At 72.5% G+C, this 12,432-nt stretch carries 7 protein-coding genes; 3 read left to right on the top strand and 4 right to left on the bottom strand.

The annotated features are described in order from the left end of the window. Window positions 1–166: 166 nt before the first annotated feature. Complete coding sequence (locus AB0J02_RS35455) at window positions 167–721, bottom strand: MarR family transcriptional regulator (RefSeq protein ID WP_363197945.1); 555 nt, start codon at window positions 719–721, stop codon at window positions 167–169. Between the two features lie 118 nt (window positions 722–839). On the opposite strand from AB0J02_RS35455, the gene AB0J02_RS35450 reads away from it, so the two are divergent. Continuing rightward, window positions 840–2,114, top strand: coding sequence for an MFS transporter (locus AB0J02_RS35450; RefSeq protein ID WP_363197960.1), 1,275 nt, complete (start codon window positions 840–842; stop codon window positions 2,112–2,114). A gap of 33 nt (window positions 2,115–2,147) precedes the next feature. Here the strand turns inward: AB0J02_RS35450 and AB0J02_RS35445 are convergent, their stop codons facing one another. Next, entirely contained in the window at window positions 2,148–3,812 is a 1,665-nt protein-coding gene (locus AB0J02_RS35445; protein WP_363197944.1) for a SpoIIE family protein phosphatase, read from the bottom strand. A gap of 181 nt (window positions 3,813–3,993) precedes the next feature. Beyond that, window positions 3,994–5,394, bottom strand: coding sequence for an NAD(P)/FAD-dependent oxidoreductase (locus AB0J02_RS35440; protein WP_363197943.1), 1,401 nt, complete (start codon window positions 5,392–5,394; stop codon window positions 3,994–3,996). Between the two features lie 362 nt (window positions 5,395–5,756). On the opposite strand from AB0J02_RS35440, the gene AB0J02_RS35435 reads away from it, so the two are divergent. Beyond that, window positions 5,757–6,521, top strand: a complete 765-nt coding sequence (locus AB0J02_RS35435; protein WP_363197942.1) for a helix-turn-helix domain-containing protein — start codon at window positions 5,757–5,759, stop codon at window positions 6,519–6,521. 252 nt (window positions 6,522–6,773) lie between these two features. Further along, window positions 6,774–8,711, top strand: a complete 1,938-nt coding sequence (locus AB0J02_RS35430) for a sigma-70 family RNA polymerase sigma factor (protein ID WP_363197941.1) — start codon at window positions 6,774–6,776, stop codon at window positions 8,709–8,711. A 12-nt stretch (window positions 8,712–8,723) separates the two neighbouring features. Here the strand turns inward: AB0J02_RS35430 and AB0J02_RS35425 are convergent, their stop codons facing one another. Next, a complete protein-coding gene (locus AB0J02_RS35425; protein WP_363197940.1) occupies window positions 8,724–11,975 on the bottom strand; it encodes a BTAD domain-containing putative transcriptional regulator in 3,252 nt (1,083 codons plus the stop codon). Window positions 11,976–12,432 lie beyond the last annotated feature (457 nt).

The following is a 12,432-nucleotide window of genomic DNA, read 5'->3' as shown; positions in this document are numbered from 1 at the left end:
TTGAATTCGGGCACGCCGAAAACAATCCCGGTCTGGGAGATCGTGCTGGTGTTTGAGTGCCGCTTGAGCGGCGGGAGGTGCTGCCGAAGAACCGTTACGGCTCTGTGGCAACCCGAAGAACCTTACGGATCGGGCGGGGCAGTGTCAACCCCCGCCCTGCGAAGCCCTAGTCGAGGTCGGTGAGGCGGCCGCCGGCGTCCGGCTGGGCGTCCTCGACCCTGCGCAGGAGACGGGTGAGCACCTCGCCCAGGAGGCCGCGCTCGACGGACGTCAGGTCCTGGAGGAGCTCCTCCTCGAAGACGGACGCGAGGCGCATCGCCGACAGCCACTTCTCACGGCCCTGCGGGGTCAGCTCCACGATCACCCGGACGCGGTTCTTCTCGTCGCGGTCCCGGGTGACCAGCCCCTCCTGGACCATGCGGTCGATGCGGTGGGTCATGGCGGCGGGCGTCAGGCCCAGGCGCTTCGCGAGGTCGCCGGGGCCCATCCGATAGGGGGAGCCGGAGAGGACCAGGGCCTTGAGGACCTCCCAGTCGGCGTTGCTGATGCCGATCTCCGAGGTCTGGCGTCCGTACGCCACGTTCATACGGCGGTTGAGTCTGCCGAGCGCCGAGACGATCTGTTCGACCTGGGGGTCGAGGTCCTGGAACTCGCGCTGATACGCGGCGATCTGCTCGTCGAGGGTCGGCTCGGCTGGCGGCCCGCCCGTGGTGTCGGCCATGCCGCGCAGTATGGCACGCGAGTGGTTGGCGTTGAAGTCCTTCTCTGTGTATTGTTTAGTTTCTAACTTTAGCTTCGAAGTCTTGACCGCGAAAGGGCAGGTGAAAGTGACCAGGGCGATGGGCGGCGCTGCGATGCGCCGGGTTCAGGTGGGGAGCGCGCTGAGCGCGTTCGGTGTCGGCTTCACGGTTCCGTTCCTCTATGTGTATGTGGCCGAGGTTCGGGATCTTGGTGCCGGTGCGGCCGGCATCGTGCTGGCCGCGTTCGCCATGGCCGCCCTGATCGTCCTGCCTTTCACCGGCCGCGCCATCGACCGGCGCGGCCCGCTGCCCGTCCTGCTGGCGGCGTCGGTCGTGGCGTCCGTGGGAGCGGTCGGCCTGGGGCTCGCGACCAGTGAGCCGGCCGCCATCGGTGCGGCCGCCGTACTCGGTGCCGGGACCGCGGTGCTGCAGCCGGCCCTCGCCACGATGATCGTGTGGTGCTCTTCACCCGAGACGCGCACGCGCTCCTTCGCCATGCAGTTCTTCCTGCAGAACCTGGGGCTCGGCATAGGCGGCCTCATCGGCGGCCAGATCGTGGACGAGAGCCGGCCCGACAGCTTCCTGCTGCTCTTCGGCATCGAGGCCGTGATGTTCCTGGTTCTCGCCGCCGTCGTGCTGAGTGTGCGGATGCCGCACACCCCGTCGTTCGGCGAGGCGATACCGACGGGCGAGTCCACGGGCGGCCTGCGGGCGCTCCTGGGGCACCGGGCGATGGTGCAGTTGTGCGGGCTCGGGTTCGTGCTGTTCTTCGCCTGCTACGGGCAGTTCGAGTCGGGGCTGAGCGCGTACGGGGTCGAGGCCGCCGGTATCTCGGCGTCGACGCTCGGGATCGCGCTGGCCGCGAACACCGCGATGATCGTGGTCGCGCAGTTCGCCGTGCTGAAGTTCGTCGAGCGGCGCAAGCGGTCGCGGGTCATCGCCGCTGTGGGGCTCATCTGGGCCGTCGCCTGGATGGCCGCCGGATACGCGGGCCTCGGGCACGGCAGCCAGGCCATGGCCACCGCCGCGTTCATCTCCACGTACGCGCTCTTCGGGCTCGGTGAGGCGATGCTGTCGCCGACCGTGGCGCCGCTGGTCGCCGATCTCGCGCCGGCCGGCATGGTCGGCTCGTACAACTCGGCGTTCGCGCTGGTGAAGCAGCTCGCGCTCGCGGTCGGGCCTGCCGTGGGCGGTCCGATGGGGGCCGCGCTGCACGGGCCGTACATCGTGACGTTCCTGCTGTTCTCGCTGGGCATCACGTTCCTCGCGCTGCGGCTCGGGAAGCGGCTCACCCCGGTGCAGAACCAGCCGTCGCTGGCCGGAAGCCGTGTGGTGATGCAGAGCTCGCGGGAGCCCGCCACAGCGGAGGCGTGAGCGCGAGGCAGCGCTCGCCCTCGGGCCGCGGGCTCACCCCGTCCCGCGCGGCAGTACGAACTCGCACCACACCGCCTTGCCGCCGCCCGGCGTGCGCCGCGAGCCCCAGTTCGAGGCGATGGTGGCGACGATGGCGATGCCGCGGCCCGTCTCGTCGCCGGGCTCCGCGCGGCGGCGGCGCGGGAGGTGGTCGTCGCCGTCGGTCACCTCGATGATCAGACGGCGGTCGGTGCGGCGCAGACGCAGACGCATCGGGGGGGTGCCGTGCTGCAGGGAGTTGGCGACGAGTTCGCTCGCCGCCAGGACGCCCAGGTCGTGCAGTTCGGGTGCGAAGCGCCAGCTGGTCAGGACCCCGGAGGCGAAGGCGCGGGCGCGCGGGGCCGCCTCGACGCCGCCGAGCAGCTCCAGGGCGGCGTTGCGGAAGCGCTCGCCGTCGGGGCCCTTGCGCGCCGGGTGCTGGAGGACCAGGACCGCCACGTCGTCATCGTGGTCGGCCGTGACGCCCGCCGCCCGGATCAGGCGGTCGCAGACCACCTGGGGCGTGCCGGTCGCGCCCGACAGCGCGTGTTCGAGCGCCGCCACTCCCTCGTCGATGTCCTCGTCCCTGCGCTCCACCAGGCCGTCGGTGTACATGACCGCCGTCGAACCGGGGCCCAGCGGCACGGAGCCCGAGGTGTGCAGCCAGCCGCCGGTGCCGAGCGGCGGGCCGGTGGGTTCCTCGGCACGGTGGATCGTGCCGTTCTCGTCGCGTACGAGGATGGGGAGGTGGCCGGCCGACGCGTAGACGAGGCGGCCCTCGTTCGGGTCGTGGACCGCGTAGACGCAGGTGGCGATCTGCTGCGGGTCGATCTCGATGGCCAGCCCGTCGAGCAGTTGCAGCACCTCGTGCGGCGGCAGGTCGAGGCGGGCGTAGGCGCGTACGGCCGTGCGGAGCTGGCCCATCACGGCGGCGGCGCGCACACCCCGGCCCATCACGTCGCCGATGACCAGGGCCGTGCGGCCGCCGCCGAGGGTGATGACGTCGTACCAGTCGCCGCCGACCGCGGCCTCGGTGCCGCCGGGCTGGTAGGTGGCCGCGATACGCAGGTCGTCGGGCTCCTCCAACTCCTGTGGCAGGAGGGATCTTTGGAGGGTCACGGCGGTCTCGCGCTGCTCGCGCATGCTCGTGCGCAGCCGCTCCGCCGCGTCCGCGTGGTCGGTGACGTCGGCCGCGAAGACCAGTACGCCGGGGCCTTCGGCGGTCTCCAGCGGGGTGCAGGTGACCGTGTACGAGCGGCCGCCCGCGCCCTTGCGGGACTTGACCGTGCGGGGCTTCGCGCTGCGCAGCACCTGGTCGAGGAGGGGGAGCAGGCTCAGCTCGTCGAGTTCGGGCAGGGCATGGCGGGCCGGTTCGCCGGTGGGGCGGTCACCGAAGGCGGCGACGTACGCGTCGTTGACGTACGCCACGCGGTGCTCGGGTCCGTGCACCAGGGCGACCAGGGCGGGGATGCGGTCGAGGACGGCGCGGAGGGGCAGTTCGTCCACGTCACCACCATCGCCGCCACCGCCGACACCCGTCTCGGGTTCGTCGTCGGGCAGCTGCTCGGCGCGGGCCGCGGGTACGGCGCTCTCGCCTAGCTGGGGTTGGCCGTGGTCGGCCCGCGCTGCGGCGCGGCGCTGTGTTCCGGGGAGCCGGGCGCTCCAGCGCGTGAAGTTCACTGTGGGACAAGCCTCGTGGGGTCGAGGGCGGGCGATGGTGCCCGCCCAGGGTCGTGGACCAGTCTGGCCGACCGTACTGACAAACGTCAGACGCCGGTCCGTGAGCGGGAGTTTCGCTCTCCGGTCGGCCAGCGGTCGGGAGTTCGGTCGTCGGGTCGTCGCAGGGGCGTCGGCGGGACGGTCAGGGCGACTCTTTCGGGCTGCCGGACGGCGGAGGAGGGTCCTCGGGAGGAACGGCGCCGGCCGCGAGTTCGAACTCGGCGCGCGGCCGCTCCAGCGAGCCCAGTGAGACGATCTCCCGCTTGAACAGGCCGGAGAGTGTCCATTCGGTCAGGACGCGGGCCTTCCGGTTGACGGTGGGCACCCGGCTGAGGTGGTAGACGCGGTGCATGAACCAGGCAGGGTAGCCCTTCAGCTTGCGTCCGTAGACGTGTGCGACGCCTTTGTGGAGGCCCAAGGAGGCCACGGAGCCCACGTACGCGTGCTCGTAGTCGGTGAGGGGCCGGCCGCGCAGGGACGCCGTGATGTTGTCGGCGAGCGTCCTGGCCTGGCGCACCGCGTGCTGCGCGTTGGGCGCGCACTCCGTGCCGGGCTCGTCGGCGGTGACGTCGGGGACGGCGGCCGCGTCGCCCGCGCCCCAGGCGTGCGGGGCGCCGTCGACTCCGAGGGCGGCGGTGCACTTGAGACGGCCGCGTGCGGTCAGCGGCAGGTCGGTGGCGGCGAGCAGCGGACTCGGTTTGACGCCGGCCGTCCACACGACCGTACGCGTGGGAAAGCGGGAGCCGTCGCTGAGCACCGCGGTCCGGTTCTCGCAGGATTCGAGACGGGTTTCCAGGCGTACGTCGATGTTGCGGCCGCGCAGTTCGCGGATCGTGTACTGGCCCATTTCCGGGCCGACTTCCGGCAGGATCCGGTCGCTCGCTTCCACGAGGATCCACTTCAGGTCATCCGGTGTGACGTTGTGGTAGTACTTCGCCGCGTACCGGGCCATGTCCTCCAGCTCGCCGAGCGCCTCGACGCCCGCGTAGCCGCCGCCGACGAAGACGAAGGTGAGGGCCGCGTCGCGGATCGCCGGGTCGCGCGTGGAGGAGGCGATGTCCAGCTGCTCGATGACGTGGTTGCGCAGGCCGACGGCCTCTTCGACGGTCTTGAACCCGATGCCGAACTCGGCGAGGCCGGGGACCGGGAGCGTACGGGAGACCGATCCCGGTGCCAGGACCAGTTCGTCGTACGGGAGCGGGGCCGGGCCGGCGCCCTCGTCCTTGCTGGCGAGCGTGGCGTACGTGGCCGTGCGCTTGGCGTGGTCGACGGCGAGGACCTCGCCGACGATCACGTGGCAGTGCTCCAGGACGCTGCGCAGCGAGACGACGACGTGGCGCGGGGAGATGGAACCGGCGGCTGCCTCGGGCAGGAACGGCTGGTACGTCATGTACGGGTCGGGGGTGACGACGACGATCTCCACGGCGCCGCTTCTGAGCTCCGGTTTGAGCTTCTTCTGTAGGCGCAGGGCGGTGTACATCCCGACGTAGCCGCCGCCGACAACAAGAATGCGCGCAGGTTCCCTCACCCTCCCATGACGCATCGGCCCCACGCGTTTGTCCACAGCCCCGGCAATTTGTGTGACGCGGCCAAGGCCCTCGTGACGGAGGGGCTCTTGACCGGTGTGCGGGACAGGTGCGCAGGTCAGCGGGGAGGGAGGGGGCGGGCGGCAAGGGGGCAATCGGGGCGGAATCGGCGCGTACTCCGTTCGGGGGGCGCACTGTGCGGAACCTGCCCCTTCTGAATTGACTCCAGCTCAACTATGTTCGTGTGCTGTCGGGGTGTCGGGGGATGCACTGTCGGGCCCGCCGGGCGGGTCCGGAAATCGCTGTCTGTTCCTCACGCTCCGGCTGACAATGACGGGGAGTGTCTCCGGGGGGAGACGTCATTACCGGGGGAACACATATGCACATTCAGGAAAGTCAATGGACCTCAGCGCCTGCCGTCGCGCCCACGGGCGTCTCGGGAGGGGCCAACGGGCGGGGTGCGGGCGACAGTTCGCGCTCGACGCCGCTGCGGGTGGACGCCCAGCGCAATCTTGAGCATGTGCTGCGCGCGGCCCGGGAGGTTTTCGGCGAGCTGGGGTACGGGGCGCCCATGGAGGACGTGGCGCGGCGCGCCCGCGTCGGTGTGGGCACGGTCTACCGGCGTTTCCCCAGCAAGGACGTACTGGTGCGACGGATAGCCGAGGAAGAGACGTCCCGGCTGACCGACCAGGCACGCACGGCGCTCGGCCAGGAGGACGAGCCGTGGTCGGCGCTGTCGCGCTTCCTGCGGACCTCGGTGGCCTCGGGCGCCGGACGGCTGCTTCCCCCGCAGGTGCTGCGGGTGGGCGTGGCCGAGGAGCGGTCCGACGGTGTCCGGGACGAGAGGCGTGTCCCGGAGCAGCGCACCGGGGCGCCCGAGCTGCGGCTCGTGGAGCAGCGGCCGACCGCGCTCGACGAGAGCGTGATCGCTGACGACGCGGGCGCGGCGACGCTGCTCGAGGTCGTGGGGCGGCTCGTGGACCGGGCGCGTGCTGCCGGTGAGCTGCGCGGCGATGTGACGGTTTCGGACGTTCTGCTGGTCATCGCGACGGCGGCGCCCTCGCTGCCGGACGCGGCGCAGCAGGCGGCGGCGTCGGCCCGGCTGCTCGACATCCTTCTGGAAGGGCTGCGCTCACGGCCCTAGTGGATGTGCGGATGCCTTGACCGCGGGCGGCAGAAATGCGCCGTTCGCGGTCAACTGCCGTACAGGGCGTGGCGGTTGCGCCTCCCCCGGGTGACTTCCCGGATGAGCGCCCGGATGAGTGAACGGTAGTGCTCAGGTACGGCGAATCTCCACGGATGAGTGGTTGCTGTGCATGGACCGGTCCCGTGGGGCTCCGGTGTGACACTCTTTCCCGGTGTTCGGGTCAGAGTGTGCGGTCGGGGGCTTTCCGCTATGAGCGTTGACGGGCGGGATGAGCAGCGGCCCGACGGTGGGGGGACGAGCGACGAGAGCCTCCCCTCTCAGCAGGTGCCGAGCCAGGGCGGGCCCGGAAGGACTTCCGGCGAGCCGCGGAGCACGGCGCACGACGCCGACGCGTCCGTACCGGCTCAGCGGGAGAACGGTGGCACGGCTGCCCCGGGCGCGTCGGGTACTGGGCCGGGAGCGTCCGAACTCCCTTCGTCCGACGCCGATTTGATCGACCGGATGCGTGCGGGCGACGACAGCGCGTACGAGGAGCTGTACCGCCGGCACGCCGCCGCCGTCCGCCGCTACGCCCGCACCTGCTGCCGCGACGCGCACACCGCGGACGACCTGACGGCCGAGGTGTTCGCCCGCATGCTGGGCGCCGTCCGCGGCGGCAAGGGGCCCGAGCACGCGGTGCGCGCCTACCTGTTGACCACGGTGCGCCGCGTCGCCGCCACCTGGACGAAGACGGCAAAAAGAGAACACCTGGTCGATGACTTCGCCGTGTTCGCCACGCAGGCCGCCCGTTCGAACGAGGTCTCGGACGACGACACCCTCGACCTCGGCGCCGACGTCCGCGCCATGCACGTGGCCGAGCAGTCGATGGCCATGCAGGCCTTCCGCTCCCTTCCCGAGCGCTGGCAGGCCGTGCTCTGGCACACCGAGGTCGAGGACGAGTCGCCCAGCGACGTGGCCACCCTCTTCGGCCTCGACGCCAACGGCACCCGGGTGCTCGCCAAGCGGGCCCGCGAAGGGCTGAAGGAGGCCTACCTCCAGGCCCACGTCTCCACGACGCTCACCGAGTCCGAGGAGTGCTCCCGCTACGCGGACCGGCTCGGCGCGTACGCGCGCGGCAGTCTCCGTACGCGCGCCGAGCGGGGCTTGCGCAAGCACATGGAGGAGTGCGCCAAGTGCCGGCTGGCCGCGGGCCAGATCAAGGAAGTCGCCAGCGGCATCCCGGGGGTCGTGCCGATCGCCGTCATCGGCTGGTTCGGCGCCGCCGGGTACGCGAAGGTGGCCGCGCTCATCGGCGGCGGCGCCGCGAGTGCGGCGGGCGCCGGGGCCGGTGCGGCCGCCGCGGCGGGCGGGAGTTCGTCCGGCGCGGCCGGCGGGGCCGCGTCCGAGGGGCTCGGGGCGCCCGCCAAGGCCGGTATCGCGGCCGGTGTGGTGGCGGCCGGGGTCGCCGTGGCGGTGGCCATCGCGCTCGCCGGCGACCCGAAGCAGGAGCCCGAGGCGAAGGCGGCGAAGCCGCCGGTGTCGCAGCCGGTCCCGCCGCCGAAGCCCTCCCCCGAGCCGCCGACGCCCACGCCCGAACCCCCGGCGCCGAAGCCCACGCCCAAGCCCAAGCCCACGCCGACACCTTCGAAGCCGAAGCCCGCCCCCACGCCGAAGGCGCCCGCGAAGCCGGCCCCGAAGCCCGCGCCGCCCGAACCGTCGCCGGTGAAGCCGACGCCGAAACCGACACCCCCGAAGCCGACTCCGCCGCCCGCCCCGGCTGTCTACCAGTGGAACCGGCTGGCGTACGGGGCCCTCGGTGACGGCGCCGAGCCCGAGATGCGGCTCGGCGAGAGCAGCTGGGTGTGGCAGCGGTACGGCATGTCGATCGGCGGCAAGCAGTACGCGAACGGGGTCTCGGTGCACTCCGCGTCCTCCGTCACCATCGACCTGAACCGCACATGCACCGCGTACGACGCGTTCGCCGGCGTCGACGACATGACGCTCGGGCTCGGAGCCGTCCGGTTCTCCGTCTACGTCGACGGCGCGCGGGCCTGGAGCTCCCGGGTCGTCCGGGGCAACGACCCGGCCGTGCCGGTGCACGTCGGTCTGGCCGGGCACAAGACGATCCGGCTCGTGGTCGAACCGCACACCCCGTTCGGCACGGTGGCGCTCGCCGACTGGGCCGAGTCCCGCTTCACGTGCGGCTGACAGCGGGCCGCGTCAGGCCGCCTCGGCGCCGGTGATCAGTTCGGCCAGGATCGCCTGCTGGGTGAGGGCCACGCCCGCGGCCGTCTCGGCCTCGTAGCGGGCGTCGCCCAGCTCGGCCCGCGCGCGGGACTCCACCTCCGCGTACTCGGCCAGCTCCGGCATCGGCCGGAGCCGGCCGTCGCGCAGCCGGTCGGCTGCCGCGAACAGGCGCACCGAGCGCGTCAGATCGCCGCCGCGGGCCAGCAGTTCCGCCCCGATGTCGATCAGGCCCGCGGTGACCGACTCGGCGCAGCGCTCCATCACCGCGTCGCGCAGCACGCCGACGAGGCGCGCCAGGCCGGCCGCCGGGCCGGACTCTGCGGCCACGATGCGTGCGTCGGCCATGCCGAGCGCCGCGACGAACTGTGGCGGTGGTGTGCCTCCCAGAGCCACCGAACCGGCGCGGTCGCACAGCTCACGCGCGCGGACCACCTCACCGTCGGCCAGCGCGAGATGCGCCCGCAGCAGCGCGACGAAAGCCGTCGTGTCGACGGTCCCGTGCTGCTCCGCCTCCTCGCTCGCCACGTCGAGGGCCTTGTCCGCGGTCGCGCGATCACCCTCGCGATAGGCGATCTCGGCGAGACGGGCCATCAGGAACGGCGTCTCCGCGTACGCCCCCACTTCGTAGGCGAGACCCAGCGCCTCCTCGAACTCCTCCTTCGCCTCGGCCAGGCGGCCGCGCCCCATGGCGGCCTCCCCCGCCGCGCTGCACACCTGGGCGCGCATCCAGCGGTCGCCCACCCGGCGGCTGATGTCCCGCAACTCCACCAGGTCGGCGTCCACGCCGTCCATGTTGCCCGGCATGTCGACGGCCGCGTGCGTACGGAACATCAGGGTGACGCCGACCTCCCAGTCGCCGCCGTAGCGACGGCAGTTGGCGACAGCCGCTTCCAGGGCGGGCCGCACGTCCTTCCATCGGGCGCTCTTGACGAGGAACAGCGAGAACGGCCAGATGAGCCCGGGGAAGCGGGCGCCCTGCGGGCTGGGCGGCTCGAACGCCGACCGCACGCGCTCCACGTGCGCCCGGTCCTCCTCACTGCCGACGGCATCCTGGGGCCGGGCTTCGGCGATCATGAAGAGGGACAGCAGCCGCAGGTTCATCCGCGGCCAGTACAGCGGTTCCGCCGGATCGCCTTCGACCAGACGGTCCGGCATCATCCGCTCGATGGCCTCGATCCAGGCCAGGCCCTCCGGGCGGTAGTTGCGCAGCCACCAGAACCAGCCCATGTGCAGCGCCAGGGCGATCGCACTCTCCTCGTCGCCCGGGCCGGGCCCGCTCGTGGTGCGCGCCAGCGCCGCCCGGATGTTGTCCATCTCCGTCTCCAGGCGCTGGATCCACGGGAGTTGCTCGGCCGACCGCAGCTTCGGATCGGCCTGCGCGACCAGCGCCCGTACATACGCGATGTGCCGGCGCTGGGCATCCAGAAGCAGGCCGGGGGTCTCCTCGGCGCGCTCCGTGGCGTACTCGTGGATCGTCTCCAGCATCCGGTACCGCATGCCGGTGCCCTCGGGGTGCGGGCCCTGGTGAGGCGTGGCGATCAGCAGCGACTTGTCCACGAGGGAGCCGATGATGTCCGCGACCGTGCCCGCGTCGCCCGCGCACACCGCCTCGGCCGCCTCCAGATCCCAGCCGCCGGCGAACACCGACAGCTCGCGCAGCGCCGCGCGCTCCCGGTCGTCGAGCAGGTCCCAGGACCAGTCGACGACCGCGCGCAACGTCTTCTGGCGCGGCAGAACCGTACGGCTTCCGCCGGTCAGCAGGCGGAAGCGGTCGTCCAGGCGGTCCGCGATCTGGCGGGGCGTGAGCAGTCTGAGACGCGCCGCCGCCAGCTCGATCGCGAGCGGCAGCCCGTCGAGCCGGCGGCAGATCTCGGCGACGGCCGCCGGGTCGCGGCCCGGGTCGAAGCCGGGGCTCACCGCCTGCGCGCGCTCCGTGAACAGGCGGTGCGCCGGGTCCGGGGGCAGCGGCTCGATCGGGCGCACCGATTCGCCCGGGACGCCCAGTGGTTCGCGGCTCGTGGCGAGGATCGTGAGGTCCGGGCAGTGGGTGAGCAGGGTCTCCGCCAGCTCCGCCGCCGCGTCGATCACGTGCTCGCAGTTGTCCAGGACCAGGAGCAGGCTGCGGTGGGCGCAGTACTCCAGGAGCAGCGCGGTCTGGTCGTCGAGCGGGACCGACAACTCGTTCGTCATCAGGATCGTCTCGCGCAGGCCCAGTGCGTTGACCACCGCGCCCGGGACCGCGCGGGGGTCGTCCAGCGGGGCCAGCTCCACCAGCCAGGCGTGCGGGGTCGGGGCGGCGGACTCCTCTGCCAGGCGGGTCTTGCCGGTGCCGCCCGGGCCGGTGAGTGTGACCAGTCGGGCTTCTCGTATGTCCGAACGGATGGCGGTCAGTTCGGGTTCCCGGCCCACGAAGGAGTTCAGGCGGGGGCGGATGTTGCCCGGGCGGGTGGGAGCGGGGGGCTTTGTGGGTGGTGCGGGCGGTGTGGGTGGTGCGGGGTGTGCGGGGGGTTGTTCCGACAGCAACTCCGCGTGCAGTCCCGTCAGTTCCGGGCCCGGGTCCGCGCCCAGCGCCTCCGCCAGGACGCGGCGCGTCCTCTCGTACGCCGCCAGCGCGTCCGCGCCCCGGCCCGCCGCCCGCAGAGCCCGGATCAACAGGGCGTGCAGGGGCTCGTCGTACGGGTGCGCCGTGGTGAGTTCCCTCAGTTCCGGTACGAGTTCGGGGGCGCGGCCCAAGTCCAGGTCGGCGCTCACGCGCGCGCGGGTCGCCTCCAGGCGCTGGGCCTCGGGGCGCGTGGCCGCCGTGTGGTCGGGCAGGTCGGCCAGGGCGGGGCCGCGCCACAGGGCCAGGGCCTCGCGCAGGATGCGGGCCGCTGTCGCCGGGTCGTCGGCGGCCAGGGCCGTGGTGCCCTCGCGGACCATGCTTTCGAAGACGTACAGGTCGATGTCGGCGCGGGTCGCGGCGAGGCGGTAGCCGCCCGCCTCCGAGGTGATCGCATCCTTGCCGAGTGCTCGGCGCAGGCGGCCCACCAGGGCCTGGAGGGCCGCCTGGGCGTCTACGGGCGGGGCATCCGCCCAGACGTCGTCGATGAGGGCGTCGATGGGGGCCGTGTGCGGGGTGTGCAGGGCCAGGGACGTGAGCAGGGCGCGGAGGCGGGGGCCGCCTACGGGCACATGGGTGCCCTTGTCGTCGTGGGCCTGTGTGGTGCCGAGGATTGTGTACTGCACCTGGGCATTGTCGCTGGTTCGGTGGGTGGTGGGGGGTGAGTTTCTCGCCTGGGCCGAGTGTCGCGTGCCGTGTGCCGTGCGCCGCGTGCCGTGCGTACGTGGATGGGTGGGGCGGGGCCGTGGCGGGGTACCTCCTCGGCCGGATCGGTCTCGTCGCTTCTTGTACGCCGTAGGCGGGTCGTCCGCCGCGGAGTTCCTGCGGTGTCCTGTGGGGGCGCCCCGCCACGTCCCCTCCCGTAGTGACGCGACTGAACGCCGGTGGGGTGGCGTGTCCCGGTCCAGCGCACCGCCGTCGGCTGTCGCCCCCTGCCCGTCTCCCCCGCCCCGACTTGGGCAATCTGCCGCCTTGGGCGGCAGGGTGGGCAAGGCGGTACCCCCAGCGCCGGGGCACCGTGCAAACAGGCCCGCGCGCGAACCCCGTTGCAGGACCCCGGCGCCGGATGCGTCACGGAGGCCG

This window comes from Streptomyces sp. NPDC050264 (genome assembly GCF_040655895.1).
GTDB lineage: Bacteria > Actinomycetota > Actinomycetes > Streptomycetales > Streptomycetaceae > Streptomyces.
Note: the sequence above shows the minus strand (reverse complement) of the source record. Positions and strands in the feature narration are given on the sequence as shown.

Bases quoted from the DNA above. Each gene is read 5' to 3' on its own strand.
- AB0J02_RS35440 (WP_363197943.1), bottom strand. From the start codon at position 5,394: ATGCGTCATGGGAGGGTGAGGGAACCTGCGCGCATTCTTGTTGTCGGC.
- AB0J02_RS35435 (WP_363197942.1), top strand. From the start codon at position 5,757: ATGCACATTCAGGAAAGTCAATGGACCTCAGCGCCTGCCGTCGCGCCC.
- AB0J02_RS35430 (WP_363197941.1), top strand. From the start codon at position 6,774: ATGAGCGTTGACGGGCGGGATGAGCAGCGGCCCGACGGTGGGGGGACG.
- AB0J02_RS35450 (WP_363197960.1), top strand. From the start codon at position 840: ATGGGCGGCGCTGCGATGCGCCGGGTTCAGGTGGGGAGCGCGCTGAGC.
- AB0J02_RS35455 (WP_363197945.1), bottom strand. From the start codon at position 721: ATGGCCGACACCACGGGCGGGCCGCCAGCCGAGCCGACCCTCGACGAG.